This is a genomic window from Hymenobacter mucosus, from assembly GCF_900188255.1.
GTDB lineage: Bacteria > Bacteroidota > Bacteroidia > Cytophagales > Hymenobacteraceae > Hymenobacter > Hymenobacter mucosus.
Genome location: NZ_FZNS01000003.1, coordinates 51,110 through 73,290, shown reverse-complemented (window position 1 = coordinate 73,290; position 22,181 = coordinate 51,110). Strand labels below are relative to the sequence as shown.

At 54.8% G+C, this 22,181-nt stretch carries 17 protein-coding genes; 11 read left to right on the top strand and 6 right to left on the bottom strand.

Annotation, left to right across the window (positions count from 1 at the left end; translation table 11 throughout):
* Positions 1-91: 91 nt before the first annotated feature.
* Positions 92-496, bottom strand: coding sequence for a hypothetical protein (locus tag CHB83_RS07500; RefSeq protein WP_045689352.1), 405 nt, complete (start codon positions 494-496; stop codon positions 92-94).
* Positions 497-722: 226 nt separating this feature from the next.
* Here CHB83_RS07500 and CHB83_RS07495 point away from each other — a divergent pair, with 226 nt between their 5' ends.
* Both CHB83_RS07495 and ileS read left to right on the top strand, forming a co-directional pair.
* Positions 723-3,161 carry an efflux RND transporter permease subunit gene (locus CHB83_RS07495; RefSeq protein ID WP_045689353.1) on the top strand — a complete coding sequence of 813 codons (2,439 nt, stop codon included), beginning with the start codon at positions 723-725 and terminating at the stop codon, positions 3,159-3,161.
* A 142-nt stretch (positions 3,162-3,303) separates the two neighbouring features.
* The gene (ileS, locus tag CHB83_RS07490) at positions 3,304-6,702 is read left to right on the top strand and encodes an isoleucine--tRNA ligase (RefSeq protein ID WP_089332181.1); all 3,399 of its coding nucleotides are present in this window, start codon (positions 3,304-3,306) and stop codon (positions 6,700-6,702) included.
* Positions 6,703-6,898: 196 nt separating this feature from the next.
* Here ileS and CHB83_RS07485 read toward each other — a convergent pair whose 3' ends face one another.
* Positions 6,899-8,692: a hypothetical protein gene (locus tag CHB83_RS07485; RefSeq protein ID WP_089332180.1), complete on the bottom strand. Its 1,794-nt coding sequence runs from the start codon at positions 8,690-8,692 to the stop codon at positions 6,899-6,901.
* Between the two features lie 367 nt (positions 8,693-9,059).
* On the opposite strand from CHB83_RS07485, the gene CHB83_RS07480 reads away from it, so the two are divergent.
* Positions 9,060-9,719, top strand: coding sequence for a lipoprotein signal peptidase (locus tag CHB83_RS07480; protein WP_045689365.1), 660 nt, complete (start codon positions 9,060-9,062; stop codon positions 9,717-9,719).
* A gap of 251 nt (positions 9,720-9,970) precedes the next feature.
* On the opposite strand, the gene CHB83_RS07475 is transcribed toward CHB83_RS07480, so the two are convergent.
* Positions 9,971-10,957, bottom strand: coding sequence for an aldo/keto reductase (locus CHB83_RS07475; protein WP_089332179.1), 987 nt, complete (start codon positions 10,955-10,957; stop codon positions 9,971-9,973).
* 175 nt (positions 10,958-11,132) lie between these two features.
* Here CHB83_RS07475 and CHB83_RS07470 point away from each other — a divergent pair, with 175 nt between their 5' ends.
* On the top strand, positions 11,133-13,139 hold the full coding sequence (locus CHB83_RS07470; protein ID WP_089332178.1) for an ABC transporter ATP-binding protein: 2,007 nt from the start codon (positions 11,133-11,135) through the stop codon (positions 13,137-13,139).
* Positions 13,140-13,217: 78 nt separating this feature from the next.
* Here the strand turns inward: CHB83_RS07470 and CHB83_RS07465 are convergent, their stop codons facing one another.
* On the bottom strand, positions 13,218-13,715 hold the full coding sequence (locus tag CHB83_RS07465; RefSeq protein WP_045689356.1) for a DUF2199 domain-containing protein: 498 nt from the start codon (positions 13,713-13,715) through the stop codon (positions 13,218-13,220).
* A 32-nt stretch (positions 13,716-13,747) separates the two neighbouring features.
* Between CHB83_RS07465 and CHB83_RS24365 the strand changes: the two genes are divergently transcribed.
* The 5 genes from CHB83_RS24365 to CHB83_RS07445 all read left to right on the top strand — a co-directional run bounded on the left by CHB83_RS24365 (position 13,748) and on the right by CHB83_RS07445 (position 18,899).
* On the top strand, positions 13,748-13,963 hold the full coding sequence (locus tag CHB83_RS24365) for an ATP-grasp domain-containing protein (RefSeq protein ID WP_179225508.1): 216 nt from the start codon (positions 13,748-13,750) through the stop codon (positions 13,961-13,963).
* A gap of 173 nt (positions 13,964-14,136) precedes the next feature.
* Positions 14,137-16,635 (top strand): ribonuclease R, encoded by a 2,499-nt coding sequence (gene rnr / locus CHB83_RS07460; RefSeq protein ID WP_089332177.1) that lies wholly within the window; start codon positions 14,137-14,139, stop codon positions 16,633-16,635.
* A gap of 202 nt (positions 16,636-16,837) precedes the next feature.
* A complete protein-coding gene (locus CHB83_RS07455; protein WP_089332176.1) occupies positions 16,838-17,809 on the top strand; it encodes a polyprenyl synthetase family protein in 972 nt (323 codons plus the stop codon).
* Between the two features lie 144 nt (positions 17,810-17,953).
* On the top strand, positions 17,954-18,511 hold the full coding sequence (locus CHB83_RS07450; protein ID WP_317044783.1) for a rhomboid family intramembrane serine protease: 558 nt from the start codon (positions 17,954-17,956) through the stop codon (positions 18,509-18,511).
* Between the two features lie 112 nt (positions 18,512-18,623).
* Entirely contained in the window at positions 18,624-18,899 is a 276-nt protein-coding gene (locus CHB83_RS07445) for a PLD nuclease N-terminal domain-containing protein (RefSeq protein ID WP_052695359.1), read from the top strand.
* Positions 18,900-19,003: 104 nt separating this feature from the next.
* Here CHB83_RS07445 and CHB83_RS07440 read toward each other — a convergent pair whose 3' ends face one another.
* A complete protein-coding gene (locus CHB83_RS07440; RefSeq protein ID WP_089332175.1) occupies positions 19,004-19,621 on the bottom strand; it encodes a DUF2939 domain-containing protein in 618 nt (205 codons plus the stop codon).
* Between the two features lie 130 nt (positions 19,622-19,751).
* Between CHB83_RS07440 and CHB83_RS07435 the strand changes: the two genes are divergently transcribed.
* Positions 19,752-20,603, top strand: coding sequence for a glycerophosphodiester phosphodiesterase family protein (locus CHB83_RS07435; RefSeq protein WP_089332174.1), 852 nt, complete (start codon positions 19,752-19,754; stop codon positions 20,601-20,603).
* 303 nt (positions 20,604-20,906) lie between these two features.
* Positions 20,907-21,293, top strand: coding sequence for a helix-turn-helix domain-containing protein (locus CHB83_RS07430; RefSeq protein ID WP_089332173.1), 387 nt, complete (start codon positions 20,907-20,909; stop codon positions 21,291-21,293).
* Positions 21,294-21,485: 192 nt separating this feature from the next.
* Here CHB83_RS07430 and CHB83_RS07425 read toward each other — a convergent pair whose 3' ends face one another.
* Complete coding sequence (locus CHB83_RS07425) at positions 21,486-22,046, bottom strand: acyl-CoA thioesterase (protein ID WP_045689361.1); 561 nt, start codon at positions 22,044-22,046, stop codon at positions 21,486-21,488.
* Between the last annotated feature and the right edge of the window lie 135 nt (positions 22,047-22,181).

Here is a 22,181-nt window from a genome sequence, read left to right as displayed (position 1 = left end):
GCGTTCTTCGCTAACAGAAAGGCCCCCGGCAGTACTGCCGGGGGCCTTTTGATTGGGTGGAATAGGAGCGGAGTAAGGTGGGGCGTAGCGCTTAGTTCTCGCTGAGCCACGCAGTGGCATCACGGCGAGATGTGAAATAGTTGAACTCAACGTGGGCCGGTGCAATGGCGCCACTACTAGCTGAGTAATTACCAATTTGATACTGGTACTGGCCTTCCGATACGACGGCGGCGATGAACAGGGGTTGGTGGTGATGAGCAGGTAGCGCCTCAATCAGCGGCAATAAAATCTGCTCCGTTTCATCTTCGGTAGGCGGGGCGTTCCGCTTTAAGTCAAGCAAGAGCTTACCCACATTGTGCTCTAGCATCTGCTTCAAGGCCCGCTGGTATGCTTCCCCGAAGGAAACGGATAAGCGCGTGGCGTTGTAGCTAAGATGCAGAGTCTGAGAAGCCGAATTGTACGTCAAAGAGGCCTCAGGAGTCTGAAAAAGAGTCATTGGCAAGGAAAGGAAAGACCCAGGGCCTGGCAAAATGCAATTATGGCACCGACCAAAACCGTAGGATGGGGCTATTTACGTGTAGAGTTACATTTACAGTTGTCTATATCTGAAATAAATATGCACACCGCCTGCCGAGGTTGTTTTTAGACAACGCCCAGACTCCTTGGTTTAATGGCTGAGGCTCATGCCATAGTTGCGTACCTTTGCTGCATTTTAGCAGCCTATGTGGAGAAACCTCGCCCTGTTTGTCATTAAAAACCGCCGGCTCCTGATTGGGCTGCTGGCCGTTATCACGGTATTCATGGCCTGGGAGGCCCGCAAGGTTGAAATGACGTACGACTTCGCCCAGGTCGTTTCGCCCGACGACCCGGACATGATGTACTTCCAACGCTTCAAAAAGAAGTTTGGTGAGGATGGCAACGTGCTCGTGCTGGGTATGCAAGATAGTTCGGTGTACCGGCTTGGTAATTTCAACGAGCTGCGTACGCTCACCGATACCCTCGCCAAAGTGCGCGGCGTGAATGGCGTATTGAGCGTAACGCGCCTGCCCAAGCTGGAGAAGGATACCCTGACGCGCAGCTTCCGAGCGGTTCCCATCTTCCGACGTTTTCCCCAAACCCAGCCCGAGCTAGACTCCTTAATGCGGATTGTAAACGCCCAGGAGTTCTACAAAGGCCAGCTGATTTCGCCTACTACCGGTGCCACGCTGCTGGCCCTCACCATGGACCCGAAGTACCTAAACTCCAGCCGCCGCGAGGCCGTGATGCAGGAGATACTGGGGCATGCGGAGCGCTTTCAGAAGAAAACCGGCATCAAAATGCACTACGCCGGCCTGCCCTACGTGCGGGCTACCATGACCACGAAAGTGGCGGCAGAGATGAAACTGTTTGTGGGCCTGACCATTGCCATGATGGCCCTCACGCTACTCATGTTTTTCCGCACCTGGTCGGCCGTGGTCTTTCCCTTGCTCATTGTGCTCATCGTTGTTACGTGGTGCATTGGCTCCATGGTGCTGATGGGGTACAAGATCAACCTACTTACGGGTCTGATTCCGAGCATCATCATCGTTATTGGCATCCCGAACTGCACGTACCTGCTTTCCCGCTACCACTACGACTACCGCAAATCGGGCAACCAAGTGCTGGCTATGGCCCGGGTAGTGCGTAAAATTGGGCTGGTAACGCTCATGAATAACACCACGACAGCCGTGGGCTTCGTGGTGTTTTGCTTCACCAACATTGCCATTCTGTTTCAGTTTGGCGCGGTGGCTACTATCAATATTTTCGTGGCGTTCATGGTATCGTTTATTCTGATGCCTATCATCTTCACGCTGCTGCCCCCGCCCACACCCAAGCAGCTAGAGCATCTGGAAGCCAAGCCCCTAACCAAGCTACTGGAGTTCTTCGACTACCTCGTGCTGGAGCGTCGGCGCACCGTGTACTTGGCTGCGTTGGCCTTTGTAGTGCTGGCAGCCTTTGGCGTGAGCAAGGTAAAATCGGTGTCTTACATGGTAGACGACCTGCCCAAGGATTCGTCGGTAAACTCCGACTTGAAGTTCTTCGAGCAGCACTTCAACGGGGTGATGCCCCTGGAACTGGTAGTTGATACGGGCCGGCCCAAGGGCTTGCTGAAGCTAAAAAACCTGGAGCGCATCGACCGCCTAGAGAAGTTCTTGCGCACCCAACCCGTACTTACTACCCCTGTCAGCATCGTAACCTTCCTGAAGGGCTCTACTCAAGCGTTTTACAACGGCAGCCCCGAGTACTACCGCCTCCCCGATAACTCGGAGAAGAACTACATCTTCAGCTACCTGGCTCATTCGCAGTCTACCAAAGGCAGCGAGGGGCAGCTAACCAGCAAGCTCTTGCGTTCCTTCACTGATAGCACCATGCGGGAGGCGCGCATTTCCTTGAAGATTGCCGACATCGGCTCCCGCAACCTGGATACTCTGCTGAGCAACCAGATTCAGCCCCAAATTCGCCAGATCTTCAACGGTACGGGCATGGATGTGAAGCTGACGGGTACCACCATTATCTTCACTAAGGGCAACGAATACCTGATTGGCACGCTGAAGGAGAGCTTGCTCATCGCCTTCGCGCTGGTGGGCTTAGTAGTGTTGATTTTGTTCCGGAGCATCCGGGCCGTGTTCTTCACCCTCCTGCCCAACTTCTTTACGCTCCTGCTCACGGGCGGCATTATGGGCTACTTTGGTATTCCGCTTAAGCCCAGCACGGCCCTGATTTTCAGCATTGCGCTCGGCATCGACGGCGACAACTCCATTCACTTGCTAGCCAAGTTCCGGCAGGAAATGGCCGCCAACGGCCGCCGCGTGAAAGCGGCTATTACCACCACGCTTTCTGAGGCAGGTACCAGCATGATTTACACCAGTATTGTGCTGTTCTTGGGATTTTCGGTGTTTGCCTTCTCTGAGTTTGGTGGCACCAAAGCCCTCGGATTGTTGATGTCGGCTAGCCTGCTGATAACCAACTTTTCTAACCTGATTCTGCTACCCTGCTTGCTCGTTACCTTTGAGCACGGCAAGGACGAGGACATCATTGACCAATCCGGTATTCGTCATTACGATGATAACTACCACGAAGAAGATGATGACCTAGAACTCGACCTGAACCGCATGCAGGTGCAGCCCAAACTGAACGGTTAGACCATATCCATACCACCATCATGCGGAACGCAGCCACAGCATTTCTACCCCTTCGTAAAGGCTGGCTAGCGGTGGCTAGGTTGAAGTAGAAATGCTCCAGCCGCGCTCCGCCTGACGTTCTGATACAACGACCCTCCCCACAATGAACTACCCCGAATACAAGCAGCCGCTCAACTACGGCCAGGTCGGCACCGATATCCTGGCGTGGTGGAAGCAGAACGGCATCTTTGAAAAGAGTGTGAGCACCCGCGAAGGGAAGCCCACCTTCGTATTTTATGAAGGTCCGCCTTCGGCCAACGGCGCCCCCGGCATTCACCACGTGATGGCCCGGACCGTGAAGGACATCTTCTGCCGCTACCAGACCTTGCTGGGCAAGCAGGTAAACCGCAAAGGCGGCTGGGACACCCACGGCCTGCCCATTGAACTGCAGGTAGAGAAGGAGCTAGGCATCACGAAGGAGGATATTGGTAAGAAAATCAGCATTGAGGACTACAACCAGCGCTGCCGCGAAACCGTGATGCGCTTCAAAGCCCAGTGGGACGACCTCACTGAGAAAATGGGCTATTGGGTTGACCTCGACGACCCTTATATCACCTTCGAGCCCGAGTACATTGAAAGCTGCTGGGCCTTGCTCAAGAAGCTTTACGACAAGGGCCTGCTCTACAAAGGCTACACCATCCAGCCTTACTCACCGGCCGCTGGCACTGGCCTAAGCTCCCACGAGCTAAACCAACCCGGTACCTACCGCGACGTGAAGGACACGACCATCGTGGCCCAGTTCAAGGTGAAGCGCGACGAGAAGTCGGAGACGCTGTTTGCGGCTGGCACTGACGACGCGCCCCTCTACATCCTGGCCTGGACGACTACACCCTGGACGTTGCCTGGTAATACAGGCCTGGCCGTAGGAAAAAACATTCCGTACGTGCTGGTGCGTACCTTCAATCCCTACACTTACGCGCCCATTCGGGTGGTGCTGGCGGAGGCATTGGTGAGCCGCTACTTCTCAGAGAAAGGCAAAGACGCCTCCCTAGAGGACTTCAAAGCTGGTGACAAGGTGCTGCCCTGGCGCATTGAAAGTCAGTTTAAAGGCTCCGACTTAGTGGGCATCCGCTACGAGCGCCTATTCAACCAGGAAGCTGGCTTCCCCGCTTTTGAAGGGGAAGAGCGTGCCTTCCGCGTTATCCCCGGCGACTTCGTAACGACTGAGGATGGTACGGGCATCGTGCACATTTCGCCCACGTTTGGCGCCGATGACTTCAAAGTCGCCCAACTCAACGACATCCCCGCACTTATCGTGACGGATGCCGAGGGCAAGCCTACGCCCATCGTGGACCGTACCGGCCGCTACGTGCAGCAAATGGGTGAGTTTGGCGGCCGCTGGGTGAAAAACTACGACGGCCACGACCAAAGCGGCGCCGACTACAAGACTCTTGACGAAAGCATTGCCATCCGCATGAAAGGCGACGGCACGGCCTTCAAAGTGGAGAAGTACGAGCACACCTACCCGCACTGCTGGCGCACCGATAAGCCCGTACTGTACTACCCCCTGGACTCTTGGTTTATCAAGACCACGGCGGTGAAAGACCGGCTCATCGAACTCAACAAAACCATCAACTGGCAGCCTGCTAGCACTGGCACCGGCCGCTTCGGCAACTGGCTGGAAAACCTGGTAGACTGGAACCTGAGCCGCTCGCGCTATTGGGGCACGCCCCTGCCCATCTGGCGCACCCAAGATGGCTCGGAAGAAATCTGCATTGGGTCGGTGGAGCAGTTGAAGCAGGAAATTGACAAGGCCGTAGCGGCTGAAGTGATGACCCACAACCCCTACGCCAACGGGGAGAAGATGGACCTGCACCGCCCCTACGTGGACGACATCTTCCTAGTGTCGCCCTCGGGCCAGCCCATGTACCGTGAGTCAGACCTCATCGACGTATGGTTCGATAGCGGCGCCATGCCCTATGCCCAGTGGCACTACCCGCTGGAGAACCAGGAAGTGTTTGAGAAGAATTTTCCGGCTGATTTCATTGCCGAAGGCGTGGACCAGACCCGCGGTTGGTTCTTTACCCTGCACGCTCTGGCCGTTATGCTGGAGGACTCAGTGGCTTACAAAAACGTGATGGCCAACGGCTTGGTGCTGGACAAGAACGGCAACAAGATGAGCAAGCGCCTCGGCAACGCCGTAGATCCGTTTGCTACCATCAGCCAATATGGCCCCGACGCTACGCGCTGGTACATGATTGCCAACGCCCAGCCCTGGGACAACCTAAAGTTCGACCTCGCTGGCATCACGGAGGTGCAGCGCCGTTTCTTCGGCACGTTGTTCAACACCTACTCGTTCTACGCCCTCTACGCCAACCTTGATGGCTTCCAGGCCACCGAAACTGACCGGGTGTCCCACGCTGAGCTAAGCGAGCTGGACCGCTGGATTTTAAGCAAGCTCCAGTCCTTGATTGTGGAGGTACGGGGCTATTACGATGGTTACGACCCCACGAAGGCTGCCCGCGCCATCCAAGATTTCGTGACCGATCAGCTTTCCAACTGGCACGTACGCCTCTCGCGCCGCCGTTTCTGGAAGGGTGAGCTGACCGCCGACAAACGCGCCGCCTACGAGACCCTGCAGGAATGCTTGGTAACCGTAGCCCAACTTATGGCTCCTATTGCGCCTTTCTTCGCCGAATGGCTCTATAAGAACATGACTGATGGCCTACGTCAGGAAGGCAACGCCCAGCGTTGGAGCGCGGAATCGGTGCACCTCACGCTGCTAGTGGAGGCCGACGAAACCCGCATCGATAAGGCCCTGGAGGAGCGTATGGAACTGGCCCAGCGGATTTCCTCGCTTACCCACTCTCTGCGCAAGAAGTCCGTGCTGAAAGTGCGCCAGCCCTTGCAGCGCATTCTGGTGCCCGTGTTCAACGATACTACCCGCGAGCAGGTAGGCAAGGTGGAAGACCTGATCTGCGCTGAGGTGAACGTGAAGCACGTGGAGTTCCTTGACGATACCAGCGGGGTGTTGGTAAAGTCGGTGAAGCCTAACTTCAAGCGCCTAGGCCAGCAGTACGGCGCCAAGCTGAAAGCCGTAGGCGCCCGCATCCAGCAGATGACCCCGGAGGAAATCAGCACCCTTGAAAAAACCGGTCAGCTGGCCGTAGAAGTGGATGGGGAAGCCTTTACCCTGGCTCCCGACGACGTGGAAATCCGCACTCAGGACCTGCCTGGCTGGCTCGTAGCCACCGACGGTCCTCTCACGGTAGCCCTCGACGTGACCCTGACTGAGGAGCTGCGCCAGGAAGGTGTAGCCCGCGAGTTGGTGAACCGCCTCCAGAACCTGCGCAAAGACAGCGGCTTGGAAGTGCAGGACCGCATCCGCGTAACCCTGGGCCAGCAGCCCGAGCTACAAGCCGCCGTACAGTCGTTCGGCGACTACATCCGCGAGGAAGTACAAGCCCTGGCCCTGAACTTCGCGCCAGATGTAAACGGCGGTTCCGTACTGGAATTTGATGAATACAACGTGCCCGTGCAGCTTGAAGTAGCACAGAGCTAATTTACTTGCTATCAGAGCCAAAGAGGCCGCGGAACATATGTTTCGCGGCCTCTTTTTTGGAAGCCTTAACCAGAAGTCCTGCTGAGCTTGCCGGAGCATTTCTCTCTAGATAATCAAGTGGCTTAGGACCGACTCAACAAAGCGGGGGAGATACTTCGGCAAGCGCAACAGGACGTTCCTGGGAATCATGTAAGCCCTACTTTACCACCAGCTCCTTGCGTACTTCTTCTTTTTGCTTCTCTGAGAGCACGCGGTATACATATGTGCCCGGCACTAGGCGAAGCGACAAGGCGTCCTCTGACGGTCGCAATTCATGGGTGTAAATGGGCGAAATGTCCTCCCGCACGGCTAGCTCCGGTTGCAGGTAGAGTTGCACCATCCGGCGGCCCGTAATGGCGGTAGACCTGTATGGGCGCACGTCCAGGGAAACTAGCTGGGCGTCGGTGGCATCAGCATAGGGCAGGGGGAGTTGGCCTAGGTCGAGGTTGTTGCGCACTACTATGTCGTTTTCGGGGTAGGGAGAGAGGCGCTGACCCTTGCGCAGCTTGTATACTACCTGGACGGTGCCGGTGGGTACGGCTGCTAAGTTACTACGTGCTTCATTGCTCATGCGCGCTTGGTTGATACTTAGAATGCGCCAGCCCGTAAGGTCGATGAAGTGCTGCGCCATCCATTTTTTCTGAGCTTGACCGGGCATAACGAGACGATTTATGTGGGAGCCGCCACCGTACACGAATACCTTGGCCGCAGGGTCGTGGCGCACGGCATTGTACAGATTGGTAGCTTGAGCCAGCTCTCGCTCCTGCTTTCCACGGACCGCCTCGTAGGCCACCAGGGTAAAGCCCAGCTTACGGGCCGTCCGGATGAAGTTAGCGTATGTGGCCTCGCGGGTGTAAAACCCAGCTTTCAGCGGCAGCGGGGCAAGGGTACTGGCGGCTGTGTCTTCCAGCGTTTCCAGGGCCAGATAGCGGAAACCCTGCTTATACAGGCCCGGCAGCAAGGCCGCTGCCAGCGCCCGGTGCCGGCCAAAGGTGTGAGACTCATTCAGCATCACGGCCTGCACACCGGCCGCTTTTCCTAGAATTTCTGGCACTGCATCTAGGCTCACGAGGGTATCGGTAGGGGCTGGGTTGGAGCTGCGTGCGGTTTGCGCGGGTGAGCTAGACGCCGGGATTCTGATGTTGTCCCAGCCCTGTTGTAGGAAATATTCCACCGAATCGGTGTTGCCGGCTATGGCGTGGTACTGCTGCAGCATCTGCCACAGCATCCCATCAATGCTTGGGTCGTTGCCCGTGGTGAGGGCGTGCCGGCTCTGAGCCAGCGCCGACAGCGGAGCCAAGTAATCACCGTTCGGCCGACTCAGAAATGCATCATTGGCCAACCGTACTGGCGAAACCACCCGTGGCCAGCGACCCTTTTGCACCGAAGGGAACGTGAACGTCACAAACTCCGCATCCATTTCAAAGCTACGGTCGCGTATGGAGGTAGTGGAGCGTGAACTGGCCTCGTCAGTAGCCACCAGGTACAGCCAACTCTGCTTATCAGGCAGCGGCGCAGCGTATTCCATCAACAAATCCTGACCCACGGTGTCCGTGCGTTGGTAGCGCCCAATGCCAGTTTCCTGGAAACCCAGGGCGTGCCAGGCAGGGTTGCCTGTTATGCGCAGACCACGCAGACGGTAAGTAGGCGTTAGATTGGTTTTGCCAGTAAAAAGGACTGCTGACTGGCGCCGCGAAAAGCCCAGCTTTTTTAGGCGCCCTTTCGTCACCTTGTCCGGTCGGTTGCGCGGCTTTAGGTCTACATCGTAGTCGCCATTAAGCAGCAAACTAGTATTCAACTCCCGGTTGTACAGCGTGGTTGTCATGGTCTGCTGCTGCTCATTACTGCGCGTGAGTGAGTGTGGCGCGGCGCAGGCACCTAGGCCTGCAGAAAGGGCAATTAGAAATACTCTAACTGGCAAGTGCGAAAGCTGTTTCTTGCTGATTAACATAGTGATAGCGGGTATATGGATGCTGAATGGAAATATATAACTATAAATTTAGTTTGAAACTACGGCACTTTATTTTCCTTCGTCAACCTAAGATTTTCTGGCTTTGTAAGCACTGGTTCGGCCTTACGCTTCTGTTTGAACTCTACCCAACAAAATCCCCGGGAAACTGCCCGCCGCCGCTGACCCGAAAAAACGTTTGTTTACAGTAAGTTTGCCTTTTCGAAAGCGTTTAGCATAACGTCGTACAAACCCTCAAAAAATGGGTTTATATCGGCACAAAAGCTACCTCAGAACATATACCAACGACGCAGAGGCTGTAGTAGGGCGCTACGCAGCGGAGTCAAAAATTCTGCGTCACTTTGTGCTTATGAAGTACTGGAAATACTACCTGGTGGCGCTGCTGGTCATCGTCATTGATCAACTCTCAAAATGGGCGGTGCACCGCTACATGCCCATGGGAATGCCCGGCGAAATTCCGGTGTTCGGCGACTGGTTTAAACTGCATTACACCCTCAACCCAGGTATGGCGTTTGGCGTCGAGCTACCCGCCCCCTACGGCAAAGTTATTCTAACCCTGTTCCGGTTGGTGGCCGTGACAGGCATTACGTACTACATCTACCACTTGTGGAAGCAACATGCTCCCAGCGGGCTTCTAGTATGCATTGCCATGATTCTGGGCGGTGCTATTGGCAACCTAGTGGACTCTATTTTCTACGGCGTGCTCTATAATAATGCTCCTTTTAGCGCGCCTACTCCGTGGCTGCATGGGCAAGTAATTGACATGCTGTTTGTAGACTTCCCCGATGGCTTTTTCCCCGCCTCGTGGCCCTGGATAGGCGGCGAGATTATCCCTGACTTTCCCATCTTCAACATTGCCGACTCTTGCATTTTTGTGGGCGTAGTGCTGATTCTGATCTTCCAGAACCGTTTCTACGGACACCAGTTTGAAGCGGCCCACCCCGTAGCGGCCGACGATGTAGCCGCTGCCCAAGCCCGCCGCGACGCGGAAGCTTCAGAAGTAGCGTAGCACACAACCTCATACTTACAGTAAAAAGGCCCGCTGGAGCAATTCCAACGGGCCTTTTTTATGCTGTATGGTTGCCTGAACTAGGTAGCAGAACGAGAGAGCCTCATTCCGAGCGTGATGGAGCAGCCTCGTGAGTTAATGCTGTTACCTTGACCAAACGGCATGAGTAGGATGTTTGGCTAGGCTACCCTCGGGTTCGATAAGTTCCGCGTGATATTTAATCAGGTTTGCTCTAGTCCTGGGTTGCCTCTTTACCACAGAGTATGCACGAGGGGCTTGATACGCTGCTCGTAAATAGTACGCACGGCTTGCAGTTGCTCGGTAGTAAGGGCTGGTAGCTCGGCAGCGTGCAGGTTAGATTCCAGTTGGCTGGGCTTAGAGGCACCTGGAATTACGCAGCTGACTTCATCGAACATGAGTACCCAGCGCAAGGCAATAGGGGCGAGGTTGGGCTGGTCAGGGAATACCTTTTTCAGCTCCTCCACGGCGGCCAAACCAGTCTCGTAGTCCACGCCCGAAAAGGTTTCGCCTTTGTCGAAGGCTGCGCCGTCGCGGTTGAACTGGCGGTGGTCTTCGGGGGAGAATGTTGTTTGGGGTGAGAACTTTCCTGTGAGCAGGCCGCTAGCCAGTGGCACCCGCACAATCAAGCCCACATCGTGGCGTTGGGCTTCCTGAAACAGCAACTCCGTTGGGCGTTGCCGAAACATATTGAAGATAAGCTGAATGGTAGTAACGTTGGAAAAGGTGAGGGCTTTGAGGCCTTCTTCCACCTTTTCCACACTCACCCCCAGGTTCAAAATTTTACCTTCCTCCTTCAGCCGGTCAAATAGCTCGAAGATTTCAGGACGGTAGAACACCTCGGTAGGAGGGCAGTGCAGCTGAATCAGGTCGAGCGTTTCCAGCTGCATATTGCGCAGGCTGGCTTCCACAAACTTGCGAAGGACGTCGGGCTGGTAGGCCTCGTTGGTGTGTGGCTGAAGCTGGCGGCCACACTTGGTAGCCACGTACACCCGTTCGGAGCGGCTGCGAACCAGTCGGCCCACAGCCTTTTCGCTTTCACCGTCGCCGTACACATCGGCCGTGTCAATGAAGTTGATGCCGGAGTCAACGGCGGCATTGAGGATAGAATCGGCAGTTTCGTGGCTGAACGGGTCGCCCCATTTGCCTCCTACCTGCCAAGTGCCCAAGCTGATTTCAGAAATATTGAATCCGGTTTTACCAAGTTTGCGGTACTGCATGTGGGTTATTTGAGGTGAGTGTATGCTGTCATTTCTAGTAGAGCAAGCCCTAGGAATCGGCCTAGTGCCACTCCTGAGTTCCTTACTCTACTAGGAGTGGCATACGTTAGACTTGCACGGGAAGCTACTGCCTACCTGCCTATCTTTACTTTTTTCCGCCTCGTTCTTCGTCGCCGTGTCTCAGCCCATTCTCTCCGTTCGCAACCTGACCATCGACTTTGCCAGCCACCGCGGCAATACACGGGCCGTGGCCGACATCTCCTTCGATTTGCATCGGGGCGAAACGCTGGCTATTGTAGGAGAGTCCGGCTCGGGCAAGTCGGTTACCTCACTGGCACTAATGGGGCTGATACCCCTGCCGCCCGGCCGCATTACATCCGGTGAGGCGCGGTTTCAGTCGGAAGTACTCGGAGACGTAGACTTGCTCAAGCTTTCCGACGAACAGCTGCAGCAAGTACGCGGCAACGACATCAGCATGATCTTTCAGGAGCCCATGACCTCCCTGAATCCGGTGTACACGTGCGGCAGCCAGGTAGTAGAAGCACTGCGCCTGCATACCAGCCTCAATGAGAAGGAAGCCGCCGCCCGTACCGTGGAGCTGTTCACGATGGCCCAGCTTCCGCGCCCTGAGAAAATCTTTAGCAGCTACCCTCACGAAATCAGCGGCGGCCAGAAGCAGCGCGTTATGATTGCCATGGCCATGGCCTGTAACCCCGCCATCCTCATTGCCGACGAGCCCACTACCGCTCTCGACGTGACGGTGCAGGCGCGTATGCTGCGCCTCATCGACGACCTGCGCCGCCAGCACAATACTGCCGTGATTTTCATTACCCACGATCTTGGTGTAGTAGCAGAAATTGCCGACCGAATTTTGGTGATGTACCGTGGTCGGGTAGTGGAGCAGGGGTCTGTACTCGACATTTTTACTAATCCGCAGCACCCCTACACTAAGGGCCTTCTGGCTTGCCGACCAAAACTTTCGGTAGGGCGAAAAAAACTTCCCGTAGTAGCAGATTTCATGCGTGAAACAGCCGATGGATGCTTTATTGCCACTGAAACTGAGTACACGCAAGTGCTTGCTAGTGAAAGCAGTGAACCAGGGCAGATAAACCCTCAAAACAGCTCTCAAACTACCAAAACGTTCCCCGTGGAACATTCTGTTTCACGCCCTGTGGAACCGCAGTTCGGCTTAGAATCGGCTCCTAGCCTAGAATCAGGCCAGCCCTTGTCGTTTACCAATGGAGGTGCTGTAACTCCCGCCTCTTCCGAAGAACGAGTTGCGCCAGCCCCCGCTACCTTCACGGATACCAATAGCTCTGTAGGGGTTGCGCCACCCTCCCAAGTAGCAACTATTCAAAGGCCCCTTTTGCAGGTCGAAAACCTGAACGTGTACTTCCCAATTCGCAAGGGCTTCCTGCGGCGCACTACAGAGTACGTGCGGGCCGTAGATGGCGTGAGCTTCGACATCTACCCCGGCGAAACGGTTGGCTTGGTGGGAGAGTCGGGCTGCGGGAAAACTACCCTCGGGCGGACGTTGCTGCGACTAGTTGAACCAACGTCCGGTAGTATCCTGTTTGAGGGGACGGACCTCGCGACCCTCCCGGCCGAACAACTGCGGCAACGGCGTCGGGAGTTTCAGATGGTATTTCAGGACCCTTACGCGGCCCTGAACCCAACGATGACCGTGGGCGAAGCCATCTTAGAGCCCATGCGAGTGCACGGTGTAGGAGGCTCCAAGCAACAGCAAAAGGAGCGGGTGATAGAACTCCTTCGCACGGTGGGGCTCAAGGACGAGCACTACTTGCGCTATCCTCATGAGTTCAGCGGGGGGCAACGCCAGCGGATTTGTATTGCCCGGGCGTTGGCTCTGCAACCCAAGTGCATTATCTGCGACGAGTCCGTTTCGGCCCTCGACGTATCGGTGCAAGCCCAGGTGCTCAACTTACTCAATGACCTCAAGCGCGAGTTCGGCATCACCTACCTCTTTATCACCCACGACCTCTCGGTGGCCCGCTTCATGAGCGACCGACTGCTTGTAATGCGCCAGGGAAAAATAGTTGAGAGCGGTCCGGCTGCCGAGCTCTATGCTAACCCCCAGCACGACTACACGAAGCAGTTGCTGGCCGCCATTCCGAAAGACGAGCCCGCCGATATTCGCGCCGCGGTAGCAGATAGGGCATAGGAGGGAAGGACACTCCACCATCGCGTCATGCAGAGGCAGAGCACCTCTTGCGCTGAGGTTGCTGACAGCAACAGCCGTCTAGTGTAGCAATGGTGTCACTAGCTCAATAACGCGGTCCATTGAAATGCCATGCTGTTGGTCTAATGTCAGCGGATGGTTCGCTTCAATTACCTCAACTCGTGGAATGGTGCCAACCGGTTGGGTATGGACAAGAGTACGGATATTCAATGTGTCGGCATAGCCGGGGATGACCGTTTGCAGCCAGCCGAAATAGGGCGGCTCATTCACCCGGTCCGGTTCATTCCATACCTCGTTCGCTCGAATGAAGTTGGTTTCGCTTAAAGAAGTCCAGACGTTCCAGCAAAGTGGTTCGAATGAATCATGTACTGGAATTTCGATGCGGGCCCGAATGAAGAAGTGTTCCTCATCCACTACGCACAAATCACGCGTCAATTCGACCCGTTTTGTCCTTTCGGCTGGTGGCACGCTGAAATAGAAGTCGGGGAAATCTGCTCCAAAGCACATAGGTACTTCTTCGTGAAATTCGCCGCAAGTGGAACAAGTGAATCCGGGCATAGCCGTTTACATAGGTTGAATACGTTTCTAAAATTAGACAGCCAGTTGTTGTAGTTACTCCGCTTCAGTCGGCACTTTTTCTGCTGTGCCCTCGTTTGTTCTATAGCTTGGATGTAGCCATTACCGCGGCAGGGCATCCAATAGTTGTAGAGGTAGGTGACGGCCAGGTGTCCTACCTAAAGGAATGGGGCGTAGCCGAATTTGGCCGTACCGTATTGCGGGCTATAGCTACCCTAACTCAACCGTAACATCCCATTTTCGGCTAGAAATAGTTATTCGCCGATATATTCCGTATCATCTTTTCGAAGCTCGATTTCGAGCTGGATTACTTTACCCGGGAAACCTCGTAGTACTACCAGTTTCCCACTCATTCAACCCCGCCGCCTGCGAAAAAGACAACCACTGGCGGCCTGTTTTCTACATGAAAGAAAAAGACGAATCTGCTGCCCCCCGCGCCCCTCGCGCGAAGGCAGCTCGTGGCGACAAGGCCGCCGCGGCCCCCATTTCCAAAGACCTTGTGTTTCGCATTTTTCGCGACAACCCAGGCAAAGTATTCGCCTACCGCCAACTCTCCCGCCGCTTAGGCGTGACGACGAAGGAACAGCGCGAAGACATTTTCAACCATCTTAAAGCCCTAAAGAAAGCGGGCTTGCTTACCCTATTACAGAACGACGACTATCGGCTGACAGATGCTGGTGCTGCGCAGGCAGCCACCGAGCCGGCTAGTGGCCGTAAGACGCGCCGCAACGAGCGAGAGCCCTTCGCCGCAACCGGCCGCCGTGGTGGCCGTCCGGTAGAAACGGAGTTCGGCCAGGACCCCGTGGTACACCGTCGGCGCGAAGCCGGCTTCGATTTCCCCGATGCTGACGAGCCAACTACTACCCGTCGGCGGGTTCGCCACGAAGAGGCTGGCGAAACCATTACGGGTACTGTGGCGCTGGCTACCGACAAGTACGCCTTCGTCATCAGTGAGGAAAGTGAGCAGGACGTACGGGTCTTTACCGACAAGCTGAGGTTTGCAATGCACGGCGACACGGTGCGGCTGCGCCTGCGTGGCTCACGCGACGGCCGCCCCGTGGGCGACGTAGTGGAAGTGCTTAACCGGGTACGCCCTGAACTGGTAGGCCGCCTGCACATGCAGGGCGGTATTGGGTTTGTGAAGCCCGATAACCGTAAGGTGTACTTCGATGTGTTTGTGCCCTATGAGAACCTACATGGGGCCGTGCATGGGGAGAAAGTGCTGGTGCGCATTGCTGAGTTTCCGGAGAATGATGCCGGCCACCTGCCCGTGGGAGAAGTGGTGCGCAGCTTCGGTCAGGCCGGACAAAACGAAGCCGAAATCAACGCCATCATGGCCGAGTTTGGGTTGCCGTTTGAGTTCCCCGCCGAGGTAGAAGAAGAGTCGGAAGGTATTCCGATGGAGATTCCACAAAGCGAGATTGAGCGCCGCCGGGACTTCCGCAACGTCACTACCTTCACCATTGACCCTGTTGATGCCAAGGACTTCGACGATGCCCTTTCCATTCAGCAGCTCGAAAACGGGCACTGGGAAATTGGTGTGCACATTGCCGACGTAACACACTATGTGCGGCCGGGTATGGCCCTGGAAAAAGAAGCGCGCTACCGAGCTACCTCCGTGTACCTCGTAGACCGCGTAATTCCCATGCTGCCCGAGCGCCTATCTAACGGACTCTGCTCCCTGCGCCCCCACGAAGACAAGCTGACGTTCTCGGCCGTGTTTGAACTCGACGAGAAAGGCAAACTCTACAACTCGTGGTTTGGCAAAACCATCATTCACTCCGACCGGCGCTTCGCTTACGAAGAAGCTCAGGAGCGCATCGAAGGGCTGGAGGCAGACTACACCGCCGAGATTCAGTTGATGAATAGCATTGCCAAGAAGCTCTGCGCAGCCCGCTTTAAGCAGGGGGCCATCAGCTTCGAAACGCAGGAGGTGAAGTTCAAGCTCGACGAGCAGGGCAAGCCGCTGTATGTGTTCGTGAAGGAGCGTAAGGACGCCCACAAGATGATTGAGGAGTTCATGCTGCTAGCTAACCGGAAGGTGGCCGAGTTCGTGTTCAAGCTCAAGAATCGGAAGCCGCGCTTCACTATGGTGTACCGCGTGCACGATGCCCCCGATGAAGAGCGCCTGCAAAACTTTGCTCTCTTCGCTCAGAAGTTTGGCCACCAGCTTGACCTCACCAATCCCAAGAAGCTGAGCAACGAGCTGAACGACTTGAGCAGTGAAGTAGTGGGCCGGCCCGAGCAAAACGTCATCCAGACGCTAGCTATTCGGACCATGGCCAAGGCAACGTACACTACCGATCCGCGCGGCCACTTCGGCTTGGCTTTCGACCACTACTCCCACTTCACTTCCCCCATCCGTCGCTACCCCGATATGATGGCCCACCGCCTCTTGGAGCACTACCTAGAGGGTGGCAAGAACGTGGAGGTAGAGCCCATTGAGGAAGAGTGCAAGCACTCCTCGGAGCGGGAGAAGCTGGCCGCCAATGCCGAGCGGGCCAGTATCAAGTACAAGCAAGTGGAGTTCCTGCAGGACCGTATTGGCGACACCTTCACAGGCGTTGTTTCGGGCCTGACGGAGTGGGGACTCTACGTTGAAATCGAGGAGAACAAGTGCGAGGGCATGGTCCGCGTGGCCGACATTCCCGGCGACTTCTTCGAGCTAGACAAGGACAATTACCGCCTCGTGGGGCAGCGTACCAAGCGCATCATCCAGTTTGGTGATGAGATGCAGGTAGTAGTGAAAGCCGCCAACCTGCTCGACCGCACCATCGATTTCGAGTTGGTAGATGACCGCCCGGATTTCGTGAAGAACCGCGAACGGGAGGAGCGCAACGCGGGCCGCGAAAGCCGCCGCGGCTACCGCCCCGAGCGGAGCGGTGGTAAGCGCCGCCGGTAGTCTCTTCTATGGTTTACTGGGTAGCCCCAGCGTCTCACTTGGCGCTGGGGCTTTTCTTTTTGGCCGGCTTGGCAAGGGCAGCGCGGCCCTGCGTTCGGGAGTTGAGGTAAGCTGTACCGTATGTGGTAGGTGGAAGTTGAGCATTCTCGTCCCTCCGTTTATTTCCTCCGTACCTTTCCCATCCGAACTTTTAGCCCATTCCGTGGACCTTTCCCAACTCACTGACCGCATCAATTCTGCTTTGGCTACGCTACAGTATGGCCAGCAGCCAGTAGCTCTCTACGAGCCCATCCGCTACATCATGGCGCTGGGCGGAAAGCGCATCCGGCCGCTACTTACCCTACTCGGGGCACACATCTTTACTGATGACTTAGAGCCGGCGCTTAAGCCTGCCCTAGCGACGGAGGTATTTCACAACTTTACCCTGCTCCACGACGACCTGATGGATCAGGCACCGCTGCGTCGCGGCAAGGCTACCGTGCACGAGAAGTGGAATCCTAACGTGGCCATCCTAAGCGGCGACGTGATGCTAGTGCGGGCCTACGAGCTATTTCTGGGTGTGCAGGCGGAGTTGCTGGCGTATGTGCTAGGGCGCTTTTCTCAAACGGCCGCCGAGGTGTGCGAGGGGCAGCAATGGGACATGAATTTCGAGACCGAGACGGACGTCAGCATTCAGCAATACCTCGATATGATCAGGCTGAAGACGGCCGTACTTCTAGGATTTGCCCTGGAGCTAGGCGCGCTGCTTGGCGGTGCTTCTCGGGCCGATGCCGACCACCTGCGCCAGTTTGGAGTAGGGATTGGAGTGGCCTTTCAGCTGCGCGATGACCTCCTAGATGTGTACGGCGACGCGGCCACCTTTGGCAAGCGCGTGGGTGGCGACATTGTGAGTGACAAGAAAACCTACTTGCTGCTCATGGCGCAGGCGCAGGCCACCAACACCCAGCGCGCTGTACTGGGCCAGCACATTGGTCAGCCGGTGATTGATCCGGAAGCGAAGGTGCAGGCCATACGAGCCATCTATAATGAACTCGAAATACGCCCTCAAACCGAAGCGCTAATCAACGAATACTTCCTGGATGCCCTGCAGCACTTGGAGCGCGTGGCGGCCCCTGAATCGCGCAAAAAGCCCCTGCATCAGCTCGCACTCCAACTCCTAGAGCGGGAGCAATAAGCAACTGCCCAACGCCCCTTCTTCTAGCGTACGTCCTCCTCCTTCTTCGTCATTTCCCTACTTATGCTCAACCTTAGTCCTACTTTGGTGTTAGTGGCACTCACTTGCGGTATTTCTATGTACGCTTGGTCCAGCCAGGAGCTCATGGACAGCTGGATCTTAAATCCTAACCAGATCCGGCGCCGCAACGAGTGGTATCGGTTCATCACCTCCGGTTTTCTGCATGCTGACTTCGGCCACTTGTTATTCAACATGCTGGCGTTTTACTCCTTCAGCCAGATTGTCGAGACCATCTTCGTAAGCGTTTTCGGCCCTACCAATGGTCTGCTGTACTTCCTGCTGCTGTACCTAGGCGGCATCGTTGTATCAGATATTCCTACCTACCTGCGCCACCGCACCGACCCTGACTACCGGAGCCTGGGTGCTTCCGGTGGTGTAGCCTCGGTTGTATTTGCGGCTATCCTGTTCAACCCCACCAGCAAGATTGGTGTGTTCCCATTGCCTCCCCAGCTTGGCATTCCAGGCTTCATTTTTGGCTTCCTGTACTTGGCCTATTCTTACTACATGGGCCGCCGCCGAGGCGATAATATTAATCACGACGCTCACTTTTACGGGGCTTTGTATGGCATCGTCGTCACCCTCATCCTAATCCCCAAGGCGGGAGTCATATTCTGGGACGAAATCAGTGGTTTTTTAAATTAATTAGTTTATAATCAAGTATTTGTCTTTGTAAATAGTGACTATTCAATATCTATTTTCTGGTAGCTGCCGTAGAGAGTGCTGAAATACAACCAATCACACTCTCTCCTGCATCATGAATAAGCTCACTCCGCACCTCAGCCGCATGGCAACGATGGCGCCCATCTTGGCGCTCATGCTCATCACTTCTTCTTGTGCCCGTTTCAATGCCGATGGTAGCTTAGCTACTTGGGGCTATGTGGTACTGGCACTCGATGTACTGGCCCTGTTTGACGTATTCCGTCAGCCTTGGTCGATTGGTAAGAAAGTCCTGTGGGCTGCCATTATATTCTTCTTCCCTTTGGGTGGCTTGATCCTCTACTACCTGTTTGCTGGTCGCGGCAAAGCGTAAGGTCATCCAGTACCTCCTACAAGCAAACGAGCCCGTTGCAGCATCTGCAACGGGCTCGTTTGCTTATAACGCAAGCGTATTCAACTAGGGGTTTGCTAGAGTGCTTACAGGCCCCGCTTCCGTTTTTCCAACCGAGCTACCTGATTTAGAATAGCGCCGGTATTGGTGATTTCTGTGGCTTGCCAATGGTCGCCCCGGTCCAGCATTTTTACTTCTAGTACCATTGTAGTGTCGTATGTAGGCTGGCTGAATTCCAGGCCAACCAAAGCAGCTTCGCCTTCCTGTCGGGTATACTTCACTCCCTTAAACTGGCTCTTGGGGCTCACAACGGTACCAATGAGACCCATGAGAGAAATTCCCATAGGGCGTCTTACGTTCGCCTCCGCGGCGGCGGTCACCGAGCCAGTTTCAATGTAGCGTTCTACTTCTGTATACGCCGCCTGAGTAAGCTGAGGCTTGAGCATTCGCAGTACACCTTCCAACCCGATACTGACCGGGGCCAATGACGCCAGGGTGCTGCCTTGGTCAGCTACTTGATCTAATAGATGGCTCGTTACGCTATTCACATCAACGTAGCGCTCGAACTCTTTCATGTCGTGTAACTGTGTTGCCTTAGCAGCCTGCAATAGCGAGTATTCCGGAGTTGTGCGGAGGCTACGGTAATACAAAAAGCCACCTAAGGCCAGCGCAGCTAACACCAGGAATAAAACCATCTTTTTCATAGGGTGGTAGGGGGAGAGTAGTGGGATTTGAAAGAAGGAGAAATAGGGGCAGTCTGCCAAATGTGAACTTTGCTCTGTGCCTTATGCCCATACTCTGACGTACACATTCGCATATCAATCTTCCGGCTCTATGAGTACCAATTCCTTTCCTGCCGTGGAAGTTCACGGCCATCGTGGCTGCCGAGGCTTACACCCTGAAAACACGCTCCAAGCCTTTCGCCATGCCCTGGCTCTCGGGGTTGATGTGCTGGAAATGGATGTTGTTCTGTCGGCCGATGGGCAGGTAGTCGTCTCGCATGAACCCTGGTTTTCGCCTACTATCTGCCTAGCTCCCGACGGTAAACCGTTGCCTTCGGTCGCCGTCGCTACTCCTCTTAATCTATACACGCTACCCTACAGTACCATCCAAACCTACGACTGCGGGCTCACCCAACATCCCGGATTTCCAGAGCAAAAGTCCTCGCCCGCTTACAAACCGTTGCTGCAAGAAGTCTTGCAGGATGCCGAGTTGCGGACCCAGGAACTAGGGCGTCCGGCGGTTAAGTTCAGTATCGAACTTAAGTCCACTTCGGATGGCGACGGGGTTTTCCATCCCGCTCCAGAAGCCTTTGTATTGGCCGTTGTACAGGAGTTGGAGCGGGCCCAAGTACTCGCCCGAACTACACTATTGTGCTTCGATAAACGGGTGCTTCAGGCGGCTCGTATCTTCTATCCGGCCCTACCTCTTTGCCTGTTGGTGGAGGACGAAATACCCTTCGAAGAACACCTTCGAGAGCTTGGGTTTGTACCCGCTGTGTACGGTCCCAGCCATCATCTCGTGACGCCAGAACTGGTACAGCAACTACTCAGTTTTACCATTCAACTCGTGCCTTGGACAGTCAATGAGCTTCCCGATATGGAGCGTGTCTTAGCGTCTCGTCCTGCTGGCATCACCACAGATTACCCTGACCGATTGCTCGCGCTGCTAGGTCGTCATTCGTGATTGCCATGTACTGCCCTAGTACACACTGACAGTACAGTGTATTATTCCTTGTTCAAGCCCCAGTATGCACTCAAATGAGTATATTCTGGGGCTTTCGCGTTACGGTATTCAGTACTTATACAGGGTGTGTAACACTGATTTGTATCACGTAAAGTGTATCTATATTATGTAACATATGTGTATAAGTGTAACGGTGTAGCTGTGTTACGTTTTTTGTGTTACAGTGTAAGTGTTTACACTAAGTACGTGTGTTTTGATACATATTTTACATATTTACACTGTGTTCACGTTACGGTCTGTCTTATGTCACATCAGGGCGAAATCCTTCAGGAAGCCATCAAAAACAGCGGTATTTCCATTACACGTATCGTGGACGATTTAGGTATTACACGTCCTACTATCTACCGTAAATTCAAGGAGGAAACCTTGGATTACGGTTTTGTAAAGAAGGTGGGTGATCTTATTGGACACGACTTCTCACAAGACTTTACAACATCGGAACAGACTGCGTTGCCTTTTGTAACGCATTCTGTATCGCCTACGTCCGGCTCTGCGGTACCCTCCAAAACACTATCGTTACAACAGCCCGAACCTGACTGTACGAAACAGCTTTTAGCTCTTCAAACGAAGTACATCAGCCTTCTGGAAGCTTACAATGAACTGTTGTTAAAAGTGTATGGGCCCAGGTAACAAAAACGTTCCACGTGAAACATTTTTGTTGTATTAGGGTAGCAAAAGAGATATACACAAGCCAGCCGCCGCGCTGCAAGTCGTATGAGTAACTAGGTTAAGTAAGACACGAAAAAGCCTGCTTCAACCCCTAGAACTGGGAGCTAAAGCAGGCGCCTTTGTGAGAATCAATAAGGACTAGAAGGGGAGTGCTCAGTAGCCTATTTGGCAACGCTCATGCCGTAGTAAATGCAGCTCCTGGTCAACCGCCAAAATGGTGCGGGCATTGTCAAATTCTTGCCGGTACTGCGCATTGAATTCACGGCGCTTGATAGCCTCTAAAAAGCGCCGGGTGTCCTCCTGTGATTCGAGCAACAAGCCGGGTACTTGAGTAGGCTTACCAGCGTCATCCTTGGCGACCATGGTGAAGTAGGAAGTGTTAGTGTGCTTCACGGTTCCGGTACGAACGTCCTCGGCAATAACCTTGATGCCGACTAGTAGAGAAGTTCGACCAACGTAGTTCACAGAAGCAAGTAATGATACCAACTCGCCGACCTCAACGGGTTGGAGGAAGTTGACCCCATCCACACTCACAGTCACGCAATAGGTGCCGGCGTGTTTGGAGGCGGCGGCGTACGCAACCTTATCCATTAGGGAGAGTAGGATGCCGCCGTGAATCTTGCCGCCGAAATTCGCATAGGATGGAATCATGAGTTCGGTGAGCGTGACTCGAGAGTACGAAACCGGGCGGTAGTCGGGTAGGAGAGAAGTCATCAAAGAATAAGTGAAGAACCTAGATTGGTTGGTGGTAGTGGACAGTTCAACTGTTGCACGAAAGGGTGCCAGCTAAAAGAACCTCAACAGATGTAAATTTCAAACGAGCACGACCCAACAAGAAAAGTGAAAGCC